The following is a 19,991-nucleotide window of genomic DNA, read 5'->3' as shown; positions in this document are numbered from 1 at the left end:
TTTCTAGTTTACAGGGTAAGGATAGGCCACTTCCGTCAAATATAAGCCATGAGCTGGAACTGATGTTCCTGCCATTGATCGATTCTGACTCGCGATGACTTCTTCCATAAATGAAATTGGTTTACCTTTTATTCCGATCTCCAACAAGGTTCCCACGATAGCACGTACCATATTACGCAAGAATCGATCCGCGGTAATATGAAAAACAAGTTTTCCTTCGTCCTCCCAGATCCATTGCGCTCTTGATATGGTACATATATTGGTAAAGACTTGTGTATTCGATTTGCTAAAACAACTGAAATCCTTTTTTCCTAACAAAAATTCCGCAGCTTTGTTCATTTTTTCAACATTGGGAGTATCCCTTAGAAATGAAGAGTATTCATATTTAAAAGGATCTTTCTCAAAGTGAAGATGGTACTCATAAGAACGACGTATCGCATCAAAACGTGCATGTGCATCATCATGAGTCGCAACGACGGATTTAACGGAAATATCATGAGGCAAAAGTCCATTTAACGCATATAAAAAACGCTCTGGCTTGGCCAATATTCCTGTCGCATCTGCATCAAAATGAACGAATAACTGTTTTGCATGAACACCTGCATCTGTTCTTCCTGCTCCAATCGTTTCCGTAGGCACACGCAATAAAATCGCTAATGCATCATTCAATCTTTCTTGAACAGAAACGGCGTTGTTTTGAACCTGCCATCCATGGTAATTCTTTCCAAAATAAGCTACCTCGATAAAAAATCTACTTTTCTTCATTTTCAATGACAAAGGTATGAATTAGCAAGAAGATACAAGAATCCAACGCAGACAGAACTGTCTGAATAAATTCATAAAAATAAAGTTAGCTAGCAATTTAGCATAATAGATAAGTACTAAATCCGAGTTTTAAAAAAATCAAAAAAAAATGTAACGTTTGCAAATTCTGATGACTTACTGGATATACATTAAAAAATTATAACAATTTTAAACTAAAAAATATGAATACTTTAAACATCATCCGGTCGGTCAAATCGAAAATGAAAATTGAATTTTCAGTGCAGGTGCTAGGCATGCTCCTTCTGGCTTTTTTACCCACCTATTTTGGATTTACCAAGCAGCTTGCTCTTGTCTACTATTTCTTTTACACCATTATGCTCATCTTTGCCATCTATTATCTCAGCAAGTTTTATTCCTTTTATAAAAAGGCAGAGAACATCAATTCTGAAAATATACAAGATGCAAACTGGTTTTACCATGAACTACGTATCGAATTAGCTCATTACAAAAGCTTTCATTATATCACAACTTTTATTGCATCTGGTTTTGGCATTCTTTATTGTTACTTCAATAAAATAACCCTCATATCCCTTATCAATAAATTAGAAATATTGATACCAAGTCAAATAAATTTAATCATCATGAGCTTGACAACTGTATTCATCTTATTTGTTCTAGCAGAATCAGCAGTAAGCTGGTCTTTTAGAAAGGAATTAAAAGATCTAAAATCTATTTTAGGGCTATAGATGTATGGCAATTAGGTCTAGGCTTATACGAAGTACATCGGAGTTATTAAAATCAGATTGGGTATCCAATATATACTGGATACCCAATCTGATTTTAATAATATAACAACAAAGCTAGGTTATGCCAATGCTTTTTGTGCAATATATACTTTCTTCAAAGCAACAGGGATACCTTTGTATAAGTTATTCCACTCTACTGCCGTACATCTTCTTTTCATCCCATCAAATGATCTCACAAACAAGTTTTCAATGATAAATTTTACGTAGTCATTTCCACGTTTATGTAACCATCCCATCACTTTGATCCGATCTCCAATCTTTTGTATTTGCCCGTTTGTAAGTAAAAGTTTCAAGAAATTCACAGCTGCCTGAAGAATGCCTGCGAAGTTTTCCCGACTAGACAATTGACGTATTTCGTCATGTATTTCTTTATAATAAGCAGTTATATAATCCGTTGCTTTATTCTCATTAATTGTATCCATATTATTTTTTCTATTTGCCTTGATTTAGTTATTAAGTTTTAACAAAGGTTCTTCCATCAAAAACGATAACACATATCTCATATTGACTCGTACCTTTATTTTTTACGATCTTTTCGCCAATATATTATGCTCATTTATTTTTTTCTAAGATTGATTGATCAAAATCATACCAGATCCAGGGCATTCTTCTCGTTTTTTCTATCCTTCTTTTGCCAACTTATTTGCCACTACTACGAATAACGTGCCATCAGCACAAAAACAATGAAAACAGACATTAAAACAACAATTTCATTACAATTCAAGCCAAATTACGTCCACAATTGTCAATCAAAATGATAGGGTTTTATCAAAATGATCAGTCACACATCCGCTATAAAAACTTATATATAACTGACATTGGAAAATCAAAAGGTTGGATTTATAGATTCGAATGAAGAATTATTATTGGGCAAAAAAACTACAGATATGTAAAAGGGCTTGTACAATGATGTTTGTACAAGCCCTTTGCAATAGTTGCGTTGATAATAGACATTTTGTCTGAAATGTCATATTATCGCTTGGTTATTTGGTCAATATTACCTTTTATTGTTATGCACTGATGACCTATTTTTTTGCTACGGTCAACACTGCTTTGCTATTCCCTTGGCTCAGATCTACCGTTAGGATATAACTTTCACCTACAATAAATGATTTACCAGCAACAATACCGAGGTTACCCGAATCTCGACCATTTGTTCCAGTACCAATGAATATTAAATCACTTTCAGTGCTGATCGTTGTTGCTCCAAACTCTCCTCCCCAATTTTTTTGGTGGAAAAACTTAAAGTTGATATTGTCTTTATGAATAGACTCACCCGCTTTAACCGTAATTTGATACTTTTTATTACCTATTGGTACTAAACATAAAGCATTCCCCGGATTCCACCCGACTTGGTTAACTGCAATAGTTGGTTTACCGATACCCTCGCCAATAATCCAAATGGCTCCTGTACCATCTGCCTTTAAAGTCGCTAAGTTTGTTCCATCCATCGCTTCTACAACAAAATATTTCATTTTAAAATCTGCTGTCACACGGTATTTACCATTGATACCATTGAAATTGATTGTTCCATCTGATTTTTGAGTAAAATAATCGGGATCAATCCACCAGCTTTCTAAGCCATCAATTCCATCAAAATCAATTTTATCACCATTTTTCAATTCCATCTCTCCTTTAAAATGATCATCATCGATACGACTGAACAACGTACCATTCATATAAATATTAATAAAAGGCGATGCTGCATAAGTCAAGGTGTTAAACTTGATACTATATACACCAGTTGTTAAATTAGTAAATGGAATCTCTGCAATAGAACCAATATCAACCGCATTATTTACCCATCCAAAATTCATTTCAGTACCTTGTGTCCCTACCTTAGGAGCATGAATATATCCTTTTACTGAAGATGGAAAACTTTCTGTCGCAGCATATTCATTTGGCCCTACTTTTTCCATTTTATACGATTTAGAGTCAGTTACTAAATTTAAGTAAGGAAAATCAGGTCTAGTCAACTCAATTTCATAAGCTTGCTCAGTCGTTTTTTGACTTATATTCTGCAAGACAAATTTCAATGTCGCCTTTCCGTTTGGAATATTCTTATAGAAGGGTATCAAAATCTTTCCGCTATATTCCCCGTTCTCCTTTGTGCGAATAATAGTTTCAGACACTTTATCATCGGTAAAAAACAGTTGTACTTTTACTGTTGACAATGCTATTTCTTGATCCGATGCGTGGAGTTTAAATACTAAACTATCGCCAAAATGAGCCGATGAAACATCAGATTTCAGTTCGATTTTAGGTTCTCCTATTTGATACACATATTTTTCATCCTTTTTACAGGAATACAAAGCTGCTAGTGCAGCCGTACCCAACAGGAAATTTAAAATAAGTCTTTTCATAATGTCATATTTTAATTAGCCCAACGATAAGAAACCACCGATTTAGCGGGAACTTCGTAGCTAAAGTGATTTTTTGTATCATGTATGGTTATTTTTCTATTCTCATTAGCATCATTTAGCAATACTAGAGCATACGAACCATCTACATTTTTAAATGCCGTATAGATCAGGCCTTCCGCCGTGTAACCGCTTGCTCCAATGCGCACCGCTCCAGATTTTACGACAGCTGAAAGATGCCCCACAATGTAATAATGGGAATTGCGTGTAATCTTTTTAAAGTTAGATTTACTGATATCTACTGCACCATAACAGGTTTGACAACCTCCGTCGCGATTCGGACCTTTATCGTTATCCAACATCAGATTCCAAACAATGACTGCTCGACTCCAATTATTAACAGTTCCTAAAGCGACCTCACGCATATCTTCCATCAATCTCTTTTCAAGATTACGGCCTTCATTCCATTCACCAATAGATGTTTCAGTAAACACCAATTCTTTATCTGGGCGTTGATTATGGATATCCAATAACTCCGCTTTATCACCACCATAATTATGAAATGCTGCACCAGCAATAAAGGAAGCTGCTCCGGCATCATTATAAATTTTTACTGGATAATCGTTTTGATCAGCGATATTATCATAATTGTAATTATGATCAAAGGCATAGATTTTTGTATCTAAAGAAGCTGCCTTCAACTGTGGGCCTAAAGCTTGTTTAATAAACGCCTGTTGCTCTTGCCAAGTCATATACATCGAAGCCGAATTTCCACGATTTAAAGGTTCATTTTGAACTGTAATCGAAGAAATATGGATTCCTTCTTTTTTCATGGCCTGCAGCCACTGTACAAAATACCATCCATAATCTTGGTAATATTTAGGATTTAACTGACCGCTTGTCCAAGAATCGAAAGGTTTTAAATCTGTTAGATTGTTCACTTTCATCCATTTTGGTGCAGTCCAAGGAGATCCCATAATTTTGATCGATGGGTTGATGGCAAGTATTTCTTTCAATACCGGCAGAACATATTGTTTCTCTTCTGACTGCAAAGCAAAGTTTTCCTTACCTTCTTTATCCCAACAGGTATACTCACTGAGAGAGAAATCCGAACATCCAATAGCAATGCGAATGTAGTTCATTCCCATACCTTTGTCATCGGAGAAAGTTTCTGTTAAAAATTTTGTCCGATCTTCTTGAGTCATCTTCATCAGATTGTAACAAGTAGATCCCGTTATTGCTGCACCAAAACCATCCATAGTCTGAAACTTTTGAGTAGGATCTAAGGTGATCGTATTGGGCGACATATTAAATTTTGTACTGAAATCTATAAACCCTTTACTAAAATCTTGCGAACGGGTATTTGTTGTTGTATATATGGTGATATCGCCATTATCTTTTAGGGCATCTATAGCAGAAGGTGTATAGCTGTCTCGGTTACATGATGTTGCCGTCATTAAACAGGACAACAAGAGTGTATATATCATAGTATTATTATTTTTACGTTTCATAAAGTTTTAAATTAATTAGTATCCTAGATTTTGTACCAAATTTGGATTCTGATCGATCTTGGCTTGTGGTATAGGCAAGCGGTATGAATACTGATTAAATGGATAGACTTGAGACTTACGTCCTGAATCTTTAGCATATACAGCATTCATCACAGACTCTACCTTATCCAATCGAACTAAGTCAAACCAACGCTGTCCCTCAAACGCCAATTCCAGTCGGCGTTCTTTCAGTAATGCTTCCAACATACGATCTTTGCCTGCTCGTGTAGCATTATCTAATTTTGGAAGTTTTACTCTTTCACGGACACGATCAATGATTTCAGCAGCAGCAGTCAAATTTGGACTTGCCTGCATAATCAATGCTTCGGCTTTTAGTAATAATAAATCAGCATATCTTAATTTAACCATACTGCTCATTGAAGATCGCAGTTTGAACATAAATGGATAATGCGAAGCTGGATAGTAATTACTCCATTTGGCTACATAATAGACGATGGATTGATTCATTCGAATTTGATCACCTTCATTTTCATAAGTTTGAATCAAATCCCGAGATGGGGTGACCCACTTAGCCCATGTAAAGCTATTTTCATAATTTGCCAGATCACGACCAAACATCCATGTCGCCCAATTACCTGCTCCAGGCATAAATTGTGCTTCTAATATGGATTCGCGTGTATTGCGCTGTGCCAGGTCAGTGTTGCCAGCATTCATCGCATAGATATCGGCATAATTGGTATTCAAGTCAAAGCCATCAGCTGTTAGTGCATCTACATATTGGATTACTTTGGCATAATCACGAATCGGTTTTTCAGCATATACTTTTGCTAACATGGCTTTGGCTACAGATTTTGTAAACCGTGTTTTATCAGTTGCAGATCCATTAGGCGCATCCGCCAATGCTTCCACTAAATCCTTTTCAATCTGACGATATGCTTCTTCTTCGGTGCTTTGGAACGGAAAATATTGTGGATATACCTCTTCAATATTTTCAGCTGTAATATCTGCAGCTTGCGTCGTGATGACCGGAATAGATCCAAAAATACGTACCATATCAAACATCGCCAATGCACGGAAGATTTTAGCTTGTGCTTTGTATGATTTAATATCCGAATCACTTACGGATTTATCTGCTACACTATCGATATTAATAATTAATCGGTTAGCACGAGCGATATCTTCTAAATAACGACCCCAATCCCGATCGATAACGGAGTTAGATCCTTCAATCGAATTGTTTTCAAAAGGTAAAACCTCAGCTCCTGTTGTTCCTGCATAGGCATTGTCTGCATGTGATTCGGAGATGAGCAATAAATCTACATACCAATGTTCTTGTCTGTCGCGCATCTGTTGGTAAATCCCCGTTAAGAAATTATCCACTTCACTCTTGTTCTTAAAAACAATCTGAGTTCCTGATTCGGTCTTTCCCTGAGTATCATCCGAATAACCATCTAATGGGTCTCTATTTAAAGAACAAGAAGAGGCCAGAAGAGTGATGATAAGCAAGTTGAAAAATAATTTTATAGCTATTGTTTTCATGATTATTCCATTAAAATTCTACGTTTACCCCAACCACAAATGATCTACTTTGCGGATAAGTTCCCCAATCGATACCCTGTACACGTCCAGAGTTTCCATACTGGTTGACTTCAGGGTCCATACCTGAATATTTCGTCCAGGTCAACAAATTGCTAGCAGATAAATAAGGTTGTATTTTTTGAATACCCATTCTTTTCAATCGTTCTGGAGCAATAGCATAACCCAATGAGATGTTTTTCAATCTCAAATAACTTCCATCTTCCACAAAATAAGTCGAGTTTTTCATATCAAATCCCGCTTTCGGTACATGGGTTATCTGTTCTGGCACACGCCAGCGGTCTAATACCACTGTAGATTGATTACGGCCATCATACATGCCTTCGGTTTCCATACGGCTTGCATTAAAGATATCATTGCCGTAAGTCCCTTGAATAAATATGCTGAGATCAAAGTTTTTCCAAGAGAAACTATTGGTCATACCGTAAGTAAATTTGGGATTTGGATCACCAATATACGTTCTATCTGAAGATGATATTTTTTGGTCTCCATTCAAATCACGATACATCAACTGACCGGTCTCTGGGTTTACACCATCGCTGATATAACCAAAGAAACCTCCTAGTGCACGTCCAGGTTCATTTCGAACAGCATAATCATGCACATTGTCATTGGTCATCGCGTCATTATAAAGCTGACTTAGCACCAGTTTATCGAGACGATTTTTATTGAATGATATATTAAAGTCAGTGTTCCATGTCAATTCACCTACTAAATTTTTTGATCCTAGCGCAATTTCAAGACCTTTATTCGTCATCTCTCCTTCATTACGTTTGATCACACTTGCTGCTGCCGATCCTGCTGGAAGAGAAACTTCCATCAACATATTCGTTGTTTTTTTATGGTAATAATCTAACGTTAAGGTTACTCTATTTTGAAAAGCTGCGACGTCCACTCCTATATTTGCCTGTGTCGTCGTTTCCCAAGTTAAATCTTTAGCTCTTAACGTGTTGGGCTGCGTGATATTGGGCACAGCATGTTCTTGCCCCACTTTAAACCATTCTATTCTTTCTATTCCGTTGAATGCTAAATAAGAATAATCACCTAGACCCGATTGATTACCTGTTTGTCCCCATCCACCTCTTATCTTCAAGTCATCAATCCACTCCACATCTTTCAAGAAATCTTCCGATGAGAGTCTCCATGCTGCAGAAACAGAAGGGAAATAACCCCAACGATCATTTGGATTTAATTTGGAAGAACCATCTGCACGCATGTTTGCTGTCAACAGATATTTACCATCGTAATTGTACATGGCCCTTGCGAAATAGGACATGATCCCCCAATTGGAAGCGCCAGATCCTGTACCATTCCAAGAAATCATGTTTGCTGCATTCAATGTTTGTATCAAACCGTTTGCATAGTGCGATCCATTGATATAGCTATTGGTATACTTTGAATCTGTCCAGGAAGAACCAGCCATAGCTTCGATATGGTGCTTTCCAAATCTTTTGTTATAGGTCAACACATTATCCCATGTCAATACCGTATTCATATTACGGATATCTGATGCTTCACCATATTGATTTCTCCCCCACGTCGTTGTCAACGGATCTAAAAAAGTAGTCAATAAACCATTTCTACGATCTAAAGTAAAGGAAGATTTAAAATTCAAATTGGGATCAAAGGTGATCAAGGCACTTCCCGATGCTAATATTCTATTTTCGCGATTGTTGTTATATTTTGTTCTCGCTAGATTTTCAATAGGGCTCGTGATATTATTGATTCCATAGAAATTATTATAGTAACGCTCCGGATCCGTTGGATCCCATATTGGTGCATAAGTTGGTGTTGTAATCACAGCAGTCACCACTCCTCCTCGATTAGAACCTAAACCGGATGTAATACCATTATCATTGTAATCAGAATAGGTAACATTGGCATTAACTTTTAACCATTTACGGACTTGATTGTCAATATTAGCTTTAAAATTATAACGTTTAAAAAACGAACCTTTTAATGTTCCTTTGTCATCTGTGAATCCTCCAGAAAGATAATATCTTAATTTCTCCGTACCATCTGAAATCGTCAATTGATAGTTTTGTTGGATACCCGTTTTATAGGTTTCTTTAAACCAATCGGTTTGATCTGTCAATCCAACAGGAAGATTGACCATACCAATTTCATTTTGAAGATCTCGATATTGTTCCGTATTCAACACATTCACGGTATTGTTCACGATATTGGATGTCAATTGCGCTCCAAATGTAATTTTTCCTTCGCCAACTTTACCAGTTTTAGTCGTGATCAGAACGACGCCATTGGCAGCTCTTGATCCATAAATAGCGGCAGAAGATGCATCTTTGAGAATTTGAATATCGGTCACATCATTGGGTGATAGGAATTTGATGTTATCCACAGGTACACCATCGACTACATACAACGGATCATTACTTCCATTAAAAGAAGTTGTTCCACGTACACGGATATTCATCTGACCTCCTGGTGCACCATTCGGTTGCATCACGGCTACACCCGCTGCTTTCCCTTGGATCGCTTGCCCCACATTGACGATCGGTCTTTTTTCAAGATCTTTGGTTGATACCGATGAGATCGCAGTAGTGACATCTTTTCGTTTGACAGAGCCATATCCAATCACTACGACGTCGTCTAACACATTGGTCGATGCACTTAACTGTACGGTAAGATTACTGGTATTTGCTAGTACCTCTTTGCTGTCATAACCGACATAGGTCACTAAAAGGGTCGTTCCTGCTGGAACCGAAATTTGAAAGCGTCCATCTTCTTGGGAAGATACGCCATTTGTTGTTCCTTTTTGAACAATCGTCACTCCACCTAATGGTTTCTGATCTTGAGCGTCAATGACACGCCCACTGATCTGCAATCTATCCTGAGCAAAAGATGGACCCATCATCGCAAAGAAACAAATTAGCCACATAAAAAGAGTTGCTTTCTTAGTAAAGAAAATCATAAGTATTTATAAAATGGTTTCTAGAATTAGTTTGAGAACTACTCAAATAGCCATAGAGTTCCCCCGCTCTGTGGCTCAAACAAAGCTACTAGAACCCCAATCGGAATAAAAGGGTGCAATCTTAAAAAGTACTGGATTATTTTTTTAAATAATTATAAATGAGGATTTTGTAAATATATATATAAGTCAAAAAGTACTTAATTGATCGTTAAGATCGATCAATTACGCCTATCTGGCGAACAAAATCTTCAAAATCATCACGATTTCCGATCGCTTTATTGCGCACTTTGGTTCGGTAGTTATACACCGTGCGCAACGAGTATCGTAAAAAACTGGCAATCTTTACACTGTCCGTAATCCCAAGTCGGATCAATGCAAAAATGCGAAGTTCGGTATTTAAAAATTCACCTTTTTTGGGTAGAATCTGCTCTTCTGGGACGAGGAGTTTATTGAAGTCTACTACAAATGAAGGATAAAGATTTAAGAAAATACGATCAAAATTAATATACAGCTGCTGTACTTCCCGCTCGACCATCTGTGTGGATTTCAATTGATCTTTGATCGCATCCCACTGTTGCGCACTTGCTTTTTTAAGAAGCGCTTTACGGATGTCTTCCATTTTGTCAATATAATTGGAGCAGAGATCAAAAAATTGGGCTATATACTCCTCTTTTATATGATTCGATTCGGAAAGTTGACTATTTTTATGATTGATCTCATCGTTCAACTTTCGCAAATTGCTATTGGTCACCGATAGCTCCTCCCGCGTCTGCCGCAATCGCTGTACTTGCCTAAAGATAAATATCAAACCAATAATCAAAATCACCGATAAAAAACTAATCACAAAGAGCATCATTTGCAATTGCTTATTTTGAGTATTAATTTTTTTCTGATAAGCGGCATTGATAATCGGATAAAAAGAGGTCCCCTCAACGATACGATAACGAACATTACAACCCATGGCATCATCAATTGCTTTTTCAATAAATTTGAATGCATGATCAAAATCCCGTAATTCATAATAAGTCAAAGCCAAGTCTTGTAAAGAAGCATTATCTCGATTGGCAATTTCAATATCAGCAATCGCTGAGCGAGCAAAATAATAGCGTTGAGCTACAATATTCTTTTCTTGCTTATAGATCAATCCCATGAAATAGGCAATAAGAGCTCTTTGTTCCAAATTTTCTTCATGATCTATCCACATGGACTTAAATAATGCCTTCGCCTCATCTCGCTTTCCCTGAAATAGGGTTTTAATGGCAATTGTACTTTTATATGCAGATGATGTTGGATCAAGAACCATGAGGAGGGAATCCCGATAGCGTTCACTTGCCTGATAATATTGATCATGATTATTGCTTTGTCCATAATGGCTGTAAAAAGCACTGTAAATTTCATAATATTTAGGTAACAGAGCCTGAGGTAAAGTCTGAGACTGCAATTGCGCCAACACCTGAGCTGCCTCGATATAACGGCCTATTGAAGAATAGATCCAAGCTAGATCCAGATTAATCACAACTGCTAAGGAATCTGATTTGTTCAAAGCCAATTTCCTGCAAAGCATGATATAATGGAGAGCCGAATCAGATTGAAATTTTTTGTAACTTTTAAATATTTCGTAGTTTTTGTTCAGATATAAATTTTTATCATGTTGGATCATGACCGCTTCCTTTTTAAGTCTGGCGATTTGATCTTCTTTCTTTTTCACATAAAGTTCTTGATTTTCCATGACATACTCCAATTTGCGATAGACACTTGTACTATCACTCAAATCTTGGGCAATACCCGTAAAAACAAAAAAATAAAGTAAAAAAAGAACTGCTAAGCGTTTAGTCATTATTTAAATCCCCCCGTGATTGCCGATAAATATATCATATTTTACCTTAAATTCACAAAAATGGGGTAGACAAAAAATTGCCTACCCCATTTTTACAGTGCCATCCATTTGATGCCATTGTGTGTATCAGTATACCAACTCCTAGTACAATTTTGATCTGGAGATGATGAACAATGATTACATTACTTTAATTCTATTTTACTAAAGGAATAAGGAGCATCTTCATCCTTTATTCCTCTTTTTTTATTGGGCTGATCAGACATATCAAATTGTATTTTCGCCCCCTTTATCAGTTCCTCATACCTAAAAAAGTTTTTAGTATACGATTTTCCATTGATCTTGACTTGATTGACATATACATTTCCTTTGTCTTGATTGGTGGCATCAATTGTCAATACTTTCCCATTCTGCAATTTTAACTTAACGGATTGAAATTGTGGCGACCCCAGTACATATTCTCCCGATCCTGGTGCTACGGGATAAAAACCTAACGCTGAAAAAACGTACCATGCAGATGTCTGTCCATTATCCTCATCACCGCAGTAACCATCTGGAGTAGGCAGATAAAGCTTATCCATTATTTTTCGGACCCAATATTGTGCTTTCCAAGGTTCAGCAGCATAATTATATAGATAAGGCATATGCTGAATCGGTTGGTTGCCATGCGCATACTGTCCCATATTCATGATCTGCATTTCACGCATTTCATGAATCATGCTTCTACTTTTCATACCTTCATAACTTGGGATCACAAATACGGTATCTAACATCGCATTAAATGATTGTTTACCTCCCATCAGATCAATCAGTCCTTGAGGATCATGAAATACGCAAAAGCTCCAATGCCAAGCATTTCCCTCGGTATATTCTTTTGACCAAGCGCTTGGATCAAAAGGTGCAATAAAAGTACCATCGGATTTTTTACCTCGCATCAATTTTGTCTCGGCATCATAAATATTTTTATAATTCATGGCACGCTTTGCATAGATGTCTATTTCAGATGCTGGTTTGCCCAATGCTTTACCAAATTGATAGATACTCCAATCGTTGTATGCATACTCCAGTGTTCTTGCCACATTTTGATCGATATTTTTATCGACGGGAATAAAACCCATTTGATTATAGACCTCATGACCAAACCTTCCGGTTGCCGAAATTTTAGGATGCGCATGATGTGCTCCGTGCACGACGGCATCCCATAATAAATGGGCATCGTACCCTTTTCTCCCTGTCACAAAAGCATCAGCAACGATTGAAGCAGAATTATTACCGATCATCGATTCGCGATGTCCTGGTGAAGCCCACTCCGGTAGAAATCCACTTTCCTTATAGGCGTTTACCAAACCCGCTTGCATCCGATCATTCATCTCGGGATACACTAAATTTAACAGAGGAAACAAGCTTCTGAATGTATCCCAAAACCCGGTGTCGGTAAACATCTCACCAGGAAGTACCTGACCATTATAAGGGCTATAGTGCACGCGGTTGCCTTGACGGTCTATCTCAGAAAAATCACGTGGAAATAAAGTCGAACGGTATAAACAGGAATAAAAAGTTTTTAAACGATCTATATCTGGATCTGTGACCTCAATACGTCCTAATACCTCATTCCATTTGGCTTTTCCTGCGGTTGCAATTTCATCAAATGTTTTACCATTTACTTCTTTTAGATTGAGTTCTGCCTGTTCAAAACTGATAAATGATGATGCTACTCGAGCTAAAACTTGTTCGCCTCTTTTTAAATTTTTAAATCCGATGATGGCTCCGGCGTGATTGTCCTCTAATTCCAATACATTACTTTTGATCGCACCACTTTTGACCGCAGCTTTAAAATCAAAAGCACGATCAAAAACGATTACAAAATAATTTTTAAAATTTTCTGGTACACCACCACTATTACGAGTATTATATCCTATAATTTTATTTTCCTCTGGAATTATTTTTACATAAGATCCTTTATCAAAAGCATCGACAACGATATTTGCTTCTGCTGTCTTAGGAAATGTAAAACGAAATATCGCTCCGCGTTGCGATGGCGTCAACTCTGTCGTTACATCCCAATCCGCTAAATAAACGCTGTATAAATAAGGTTTCACGATTTCTGCTTTATGCGAAAACCAGCTTGCACGTTTCTCTTGATCAAAGACCGGTTCACCTGTTGTCGGCATGATTGAAAATTGTCCATAATCATTATTCCATGGACTCGGCTGATGGGTTTGTTTAAACCCTTTAATTTTATCGGCAGTATAGGTATATACCCAACCATCCCCCATGTTACCGGTCTGAGGCGTCCAAAAATTCATTCCCCAGGGTATAGCAATAGCCGGGTAGGTATTGCCATTGGACAATTCGTACTTGGACTGGGTACCGATCAATGGGTTGACATAATCAACTGGACTAAGAGATTGTGCTCCACTTATACAGATGGAGAACATGAAAAAAAGCGATCCTACAATTTTTTTTAAATTCATTATGTTGTTTTTCTTTTCGATCAAAATAGACAAAGGTCATGCTTTAATCTTTAAAAATAGTTTTTTATAAATTTACACATCTTCACGTTAACTCCTAAATAAGCTCTGGTTATTATGAATACCAAAGGATTTAAGATGACTCGCAATAAATAAATCAAGGCCCTTTTGGGACCTTGATTCGATTACAAACAAACATTACCAACCTGCATTCTGTACTAATTTTTCATTTTTCAACACTTCGTTATTTGGAATTGGGAATAAATAATCCCTTTTTTTAAATATCCTGGTTTCAATAAGGGTCCGTTTAAAGAAGTCATTACCGTCTGCATTGAGATTCATTCCGTACACAGCAGTAGTAGCCGTACTTTCAGCAATTTTCCAACGGCGAGCATCAAAATAACGCACATTTTCAAAAGCTAATTCTACCTGACGTTCCTTTCGAATAGCTTCACGCATTGCTACCTGCCCCACAGGAAGCGCAACATCTCCTTCGCCGTATCCAGGTACACCCGCACGTTTGCGAATCAGATTGACATATTTTATGATATCTGCATGTCCAGGTGAAGATTCATTAAGCGCCTCTGCATAGTTCAGATATATATTTGCTAATCTTAACAATAGCGCTCCTCTGCTATTACCATTAGATCCCACATTCTTTCTCACCGTATAACCTGTCGGTGTTACATCGGATGTACTTTGCGATCGTCCTGAATTACCACTATAGTTGAACAAAGAAATAACCGGAGCACTACTATTTGCTTGGTTTAACCAATAGCTTCCACTGTAAGTGATCCCGACATAAAAACGTGGTTCGCGATTGACATACATCCTGTATGTGGTACGCTCTGCGGGATCATACGGTGCCTTATAATTGGCAAATCCCTCTTCCGAATACGTTGATTTAGGATCAGAAATAGGCAATCCATTTTTCATAAAATAAGCATCGACGATGAATTGAGTTGCTCCGAGCGCACCACCACCTTGAGCTGCCGACGGAAAACCAACATGTTTTGGTGTACGATCATACTGCGTATTGTTTCCACTGTTCGATCGGGCAAATATCCATTCCTGATTCCAATCTGTCGTCATCACATTACGGCAGGATAAATATGCTGCGACAAAAGGATCTGCATTGGTTTCCTGATAAAGATCATAATAGTTTGGTACAAATTCATCTATAAATTCTTTAGAGGCTGTTGCTGCTACTTGCCACTTTTGTCGATCCTCAGTTGCACTGTATAATGCTGTTCCATCTGCATTTTTAATAGCTGCAAAATCAGCGTTACCATTATATAATGGACTTGCTTTCAATAACAGCGCCTCAGATTTGTATGCTTTCACGACACCTTTTGTGATCCTACCGTATTCATTGTTACTCGGTACAAAAGGTAATTCTTGGTAAGCTTCATCCAGCTCGGTTACAATATAATCGATACAGGCATCAAAGGGACTCCTTGCTAGTTTAAGATCTTCTAAGGGTGCGTTGATATCCAATATTTGCTCTCCAATAAGTGGCACAGCCCCATAGGTCTTCACTAGATAATAGTAATACAGTGCCCGAAGTGCGCGCGCTTCAGCTTTGTAAGTCGATTTCATGACTGAAGTCACCTCAACAGGATTTGCATTATCGATATTTTGAATAAAATAAGATGCATTGCGAATACCCTCATAGTAACTGTTCCAAAATCCTGCGACAACACCATCGGTATTGCTCCACACACTCGAAGTCATATTGTTGGCATAATTGAAATCCCAGGTATATTTGGCTTCATCAGAAGCCGCAGTCCACGGACCTGCATTGCCCGAATTCGTAAATCGCTGTACCAACTCATTGGGAATAACACTATAGATATTGGCGAGAAACTTATCCGTATTCGTTTTGGATTTAAAAATATCCTCTACCGTAATAACATCATCAGGTACCTGATCCAAATAATTTTTACAACTATTGAAAGATGCCAAAGCTAAAGCTGCAATTAACACCCAGCTATATTTATATATTTTCATTTTTGTAAGATTAAAAGTTAAAATGTGGCCTGTACGCCCATTGATATGGTCCGCACATTTGGATAGCGAGTTCCATTTCCTGTATTCAATTCAGGATCCCAGAGTTTAAATTTACTCCAATAAAGTAGATTTACGCCTTGTATATAGATGCGTGCATTTTTCATGTTTATCTTCTGCAAAAAGTCCTTTTTAAAATTATAGCCGATATCCATTGTTTTTAAACGTAGAAAATCCACATCTTTCACCCACCAAGTAGAAGCAGCAGAATTGTTCTTGTTTGCAGCATTACCATAAGCCAAACGTGGATAAAAGGGGTTTTCTAAAGGATTTTCTTCGGTCCAGCGATCTTCAGCAATGGTATAGAGATTACTTCTCTCCGCTCCAGTGCTGTTATTGAAAGGTATAATACCATCTCCACCAATAAGGCGCTCAGCCCCCGAAGTACCTTGAAAAAATGCGCCAACATAAAACTGTTTATAGGAAACATTGACACCAAAACCAAAGACAGCATTAGGCACATCACCATGTCCTATCCAGCTAACATCATTGGCATCTACCAGTCCGTCACCATTTAGATCTTTGTACCGAATATCACCGACACGCTGTGCTCCCAAAGCACTTTGATCAGCATGATTTTGGATCTCTTCTAGCGATTGAAACAAACCATCGGCCTGATATCCATAGATCCCCAACACATTGTTGCCCCTTCTTTCCATATAAGGAAATGGCTGTTTAGGTTGGTCATTCTCAATGATCTTATCTTTGTTATAAGTAAAAGTAGCACGCATGTCTACATGGACATTTCCAACCGGAAAAGGAGCCAACTCAAGAGTTCCGTCTATACCCTTGTTTTCAATAATACCTAAATTTGCCCAAGGATTATTGGTCAATCCGACATAGTCAGGAAGTGAAGCTCTCTGTAAAAATACACCTGTTCTTTTTTCTTTAAAAAAATCAACTGTTAATGATAATTTACTTTTCAATGTTTTGATTTCAAGACCTAGATTTTGTTTATGGGACTCAGCCCATTGCACATTAGTACCATAATCTGAAATCGCAGTTCCACCATAGCCCGTATTATTGGTACCGTTACCAAAAGTATATCCGCCGGCACCGGTATTCACTAAAGTCAGGTAACCGAAGCGACGGGTTCCGCCATTACTACCATCTCCAACTTTACCGTCAGAATAGCGCAATTTCAAAAAGTTAATCCCATTTTTTACCGGTTCAAAAAATTTCTCATTGGAAACTACCCAACCGACACCAAATGAAGGGAAAAATCCAAACTTCATCCCTGGAGCAAAATTTTCCGAGCCATTGTAACCAAAATTACCTTCAATAAAATACTTATCGTCATAGGAGTAGGTCACACGACCTGCCGTACCCATATTACGAAAAGGTAGCGACGATGTCACATTATCTGCAAAGGCTTCCACGATCTCCCGTTGGTTATATAATAACATCGCCGATAGCTGATGTTTCTCTGCAATCACGGTATTATAATTCAATGCCGCTTCGGTATAAAATTGTCTATTGGAATTATTCGATTTTGAAAATGCGAGATCATCTGCCCCTTGGGAAATAATATTCAAGATTGGATTTCCCTGATCATCGTATGGGAATAAGCGATTGATCAAATAAGTACTCCGATTTCGGGTTCGATTGATGGTATGCTCATTCCAGATATCGAAGGAATATAATGCTGAAAAATTCAATCCTTTTAACCAAAATGAAAGATCTTGTGTCAATCGAGCATTTGTCATGATTTGATTACTGAATATATTTTGGTAACCCGTTTGTGTTATTTGTCCATACGGATTAGGTTGTGCTCCGGCTGAACTCACTCCAGGAACAAAATTTCCCGGATACATAGCAGGATACAACACTGGATTTGTTTGCATCACATTGCCAAAAGCTTCTTCCGGCCTCACTCCTGGATAATTGATGTTACCGATATTACCTTGCGTCCCCAATTCGAATTTGGTTGTTGATGTCCAGTTCATGGAGATATTCGAAGTGAAATTATACCGCTTGTATCGTGTGGTAGCATCATATTTTTGCAGATCATCTGTCCTGAGCAAACTTGACTCATCATAATACGCTCCAGACACATAATAACTTGCAAATTCAGATCCACCTCGAGCACTAAAATTTGCGCGACGGTTGCTTGCCGAATTTTTAAAGAGCTGATCCATCCAATTGACATTGGGATATAGGTAAGGATCATTGCCAAGAATAGTATTGTTGATATAATTATTGGAATATTCTTTTTGCATACCCGTCGCTATTCGAGCTTCATTGCGCAAGAGCATATACGTCACTCCGTCCGTCAGTTCGGGTCTTTTTGTAAATGATGTAAAGCCCTGATTGTAATTAAACATTAAAGCAGGTTTGCCTGTTATACCTTTTTTGGTACTGATTAAGATCACACCATTGGCACCCGCCACACCATACACCGCTGTCGCTGATGCATCTTTCAGGATCGTCAACGAGGAGATATCCTCTGGATCTAGGCCATTGATATCACGCCCCTGCACTCCATCGACGACGACCAAGGGTCCTGTATTTCCCGACATACTTGAAATACCGCGGATCCAGAGATCGGCACCGTCTGCACCAGGGAGTCCAGAACGCTGTACTCCAACAAGTCCGGAGATACGTCCTGCCAGCATGGTACTCAGATTGGCTACCGGCAATTTCAGGTCTTCAACATTCACACTGGATTGGGCTCCCACAACAGAAATTTTCTTTTGCTGCCCATAACCTACAACTACGACTTCATTAATACCGTTATTTATGGCTTTCAAAATAATATTTAAATTGATGGCATTATTGATTGCAACACGATAAGGTTCATATCCCACATTGGTGACGGTCAAGGAATCTCCTCGGCTGGCAAGGATCTCGAATTGCCCATTTTCTTTTGTTGCTGCAGAAGTTTTCGTCATTAAATTGGTGACAGTTACTCCTGAAAGATTTACATTCATCTCATCACGCACAACTCCTTTTACGAGAACTTGTCCTGCCTGTTGCGCAACAGCTTCATTGCCCCAAAAACTATTGCAAAAAGCGACAAGAACGATTATTGTTCCGATTATTTTTTTCATCATCTGGTAGGTTAATTATTGATTAGCACTTTTTTGAGGATCGGAGATCAACCGCCACTCGGCCAATTGAAACAAGCCTGTTCCACCTGCAATAGCCTTAATATTCAGTTTGTAAAACTTATATTTTGTTGTATTAGAGATGTCAAAGCGAACTTTAAAATTACGATCGGGAAAAGCATATCCTGTTTTGCTCTCCAATGTTGTCCAATTTTCGCCATCATTGGAAGCAACGAGGTCCCAATCTTTCGGATCTCTTCCTGAAGCATCATTTGCAGAAGCTAATACATAAGAAGTGACCGCAATCCCACCAGGGAAAGTTAATTGTAGAAATAGATCATTTACATAGGGATTAATTAAAAATTTGGTTGAATAGTCATCATCGACAACTTTTGGAGAACCTTCACCTGCAGTCACACCATTACTATTTTCATGGTTAACAGTCAATTTACCATAAATGGTAATATCCATTTCTGGTTCATTTTCCGCAGGTAATAATTCATAGCTCTTGACCTCAGTTTTCTGGCAAGCACTAAAAGACAACAGTATGCTAACAAGAAGCAACAATCGCCTAGATTTGGTTAGTTTGTTCATAATAGGCT

12 protein-coding genes are annotated in these 19,991 nt (G+C 37.8%); 1 reads left to right on the top strand and 11 read right to left on the bottom strand.

Annotated features, from left to right (window positions below; translation table 11 throughout):
- Positions 1-3: 3 nt before the first annotated feature.
- Positions 4-765: a tRNA pseudouridine(38-40) synthase TruA gene (gene truA, locus MUB18_RS07065; protein ID WP_248755463.1), complete on the bottom strand. Its 762-nt coding sequence runs from the start codon at positions 763-765 to the stop codon at positions 4-6.
- 221 nt (positions 766-986) lie between these two features.
- On the opposite strand from truA, the gene MUB18_RS07060 reads away from it, so the two are divergent.
- Positions 987-1,511: a hypothetical protein gene (locus MUB18_RS07060; RefSeq protein ID WP_248755462.1), complete on the top strand. Its 525-nt coding sequence runs from the start codon at positions 987-989 to the stop codon at positions 1,509-1,511.
- Between the two features lie 119 nt (positions 1,512-1,630).
- On the opposite strand, the gene MUB18_RS07055 is transcribed toward MUB18_RS07060, so the two are convergent.
- The 10 genes from MUB18_RS07055 to MUB18_RS07010 all read right to left on the bottom strand — a co-directional run bounded on the left by MUB18_RS07055 (position 1,631) and on the right by MUB18_RS07010 (position 19,983).
- Positions 1,631-1,993: a hypothetical protein gene (locus MUB18_RS07055; RefSeq protein WP_153195441.1), complete on the bottom strand. Its 363-nt coding sequence runs from the start codon at positions 1,991-1,993 to the stop codon at positions 1,631-1,633.
- A 603-nt stretch (positions 1,994-2,596) separates the two neighbouring features.
- Positions 2,597-3,934: a DUF5125 domain-containing protein gene (locus MUB18_RS07050; RefSeq protein WP_248755461.1), complete on the bottom strand. Its 1,338-nt coding sequence runs from the start codon at positions 3,932-3,934 to the stop codon at positions 2,597-2,599.
- An 11-nt stretch (positions 3,935-3,945) separates the two neighbouring features.
- Positions 3,946-5,418, bottom strand: coding sequence for a glycoside hydrolase family 30 protein (locus MUB18_RS07045; RefSeq protein WP_248755460.1), 1,473 nt, complete (start codon positions 5,416-5,418; stop codon positions 3,946-3,948).
- Positions 5,419-5,457: 39 nt separating this feature from the next.
- Positions 5,458-6,981, bottom strand: coding sequence for a RagB/SusD family nutrient uptake outer membrane protein (locus MUB18_RS07040; protein WP_248755459.1), 1,524 nt, complete (start codon positions 6,979-6,981; stop codon positions 5,458-5,460).
- A 10-nt stretch (positions 6,982-6,991) separates the two neighbouring features.
- Positions 6,992-9,970, bottom strand: a complete 2,979-nt coding sequence (locus MUB18_RS07035; protein WP_248755458.1) for a SusC/RagA family TonB-linked outer membrane protein — start codon at positions 9,968-9,970, stop codon at positions 6,992-6,994.
- A 208-nt stretch (positions 9,971-10,178) separates the two neighbouring features.
- A complete protein-coding gene (locus MUB18_RS07030; protein WP_248755457.1) occupies positions 10,179-11,807 on the bottom strand; it encodes a DUF6377 domain-containing protein in 1,629 nt (542 codons plus the stop codon).
- A gap of 182 nt (positions 11,808-11,989) precedes the next feature.
- On the bottom strand, positions 11,990-14,278 hold the full coding sequence (locus MUB18_RS07025; RefSeq protein WP_248755456.1) for a GH92 family glycosyl hydrolase: 2,289 nt from the start codon (positions 14,276-14,278) through the stop codon (positions 11,990-11,992).
- A 195-nt stretch (positions 14,279-14,473) separates the two neighbouring features.
- A complete protein-coding gene (locus tag MUB18_RS07020; RefSeq protein ID WP_248755455.1) occupies positions 14,474-16,285 on the bottom strand; it encodes a RagB/SusD family nutrient uptake outer membrane protein in 1,812 nt (603 codons plus the stop codon).
- 17 nt (positions 16,286-16,302) lie between these two features.
- Positions 16,303-19,395 (bottom strand): SusC/RagA family TonB-linked outer membrane protein, encoded by a 3,093-nt coding sequence (locus tag MUB18_RS07015; protein ID WP_248755454.1) that lies wholly within the window; start codon positions 19,393-19,395, stop codon positions 16,303-16,305.
- Between the two features lie 12 nt (positions 19,396-19,407).
- Positions 19,408-19,983 (bottom strand): discoidin domain-containing protein, encoded by a 576-nt coding sequence (locus tag MUB18_RS07010; RefSeq protein ID WP_094773145.1) that lies wholly within the window; start codon positions 19,981-19,983, stop codon positions 19,408-19,410.
- Between the last annotated feature and the right edge of the window lie 8 nt (positions 19,984-19,991).

This window comes from Sphingobacterium sp. PCS056 (assembly GCF_023273895.1).
In the GTDB taxonomy this organism is placed as follows: Bacteria; Bacteroidota; Bacteroidia; order Sphingobacteriales; family Sphingobacteriaceae; genus Sphingobacterium.
Note: the sequence above shows the minus strand (reverse complement) of the source record. Positions and strands in the feature narration are given on the sequence as shown.

What these genes read in the sequence shown, in the direction of transcription:
- MUB18_RS07025 (WP_248755456.1), bottom strand. Translation starts at nt 14,278, where the DNA reads ATGAATTTAAAAAAAATTGTAGGATCGCTTTTTTTCATGTTCTCCATC.
- MUB18_RS07045 (WP_248755460.1), bottom strand. Translation starts at nt 5,418, where the DNA reads ATGATATATACACTCTTGTTGTCCTGTTTAATGACGGCAACATCATGT.
- MUB18_RS07015 (WP_248755454.1), bottom strand. Translation starts at nt 19,395, where the DNA reads ATGATGAAAAAAATAATCGGAACAATAATCGTTCTTGTCGCTTTTTGC.
- MUB18_RS07060 (WP_248755462.1), top strand. Translation starts at nt 987, where the DNA reads ATGAATACTTTAAACATCATCCGGTCGGTCAAATCGAAAATGAAAATT.
- MUB18_RS07030 (WP_248755457.1), bottom strand. Translation starts at nt 11,807, where the DNA reads ATGACTAAACGCTTAGCAGTTCTTTTTTTACTTTATTTTTTTGTTTTT.
- truA (WP_248755463.1), bottom strand. Translation starts at nt 765, where the DNA reads ATGAAGAAAAGTAGATTTTTTATCGAGGTAGCTTATTTTGGAAAGAAT.
- MUB18_RS07035 (WP_248755458.1), bottom strand. Translation starts at nt 9,970, where the DNA reads ATGATTTTCTTTACTAAGAAAGCAACTCTTTTTATGTGGCTAATTTGT.
- MUB18_RS07040 (WP_248755459.1), bottom strand. Translation starts at nt 6,981, where the DNA reads ATGAAAACAATAGCTATAAAATTATTTTTCAACTTGCTTATCATCACT.
- MUB18_RS07010 (WP_094773145.1), bottom strand. Translation starts at nt 19,983, where the DNA reads ATGAACAAACTAACCAAATCTAGGCGATTGTTGCTTCTTGTTAGCATA.
- MUB18_RS07050 (WP_248755461.1), bottom strand. Translation starts at nt 3,934, where the DNA reads ATGAAAAGACTTATTTTAAATTTCCTGTTGGGTACGGCTGCACTAGCA.
- MUB18_RS07055 (WP_153195441.1), bottom strand. Translation starts at nt 1,993, where the DNA reads ATGGATACAATTAATGAGAATAAAGCAACGGATTATATAACTGCTTAT.
- MUB18_RS07020 (WP_248755455.1), bottom strand. Translation starts at nt 16,285, where the DNA reads ATGAAAATATATAAATATAGCTGGGTGTTAATTGCAGCTTTAGCTTTG.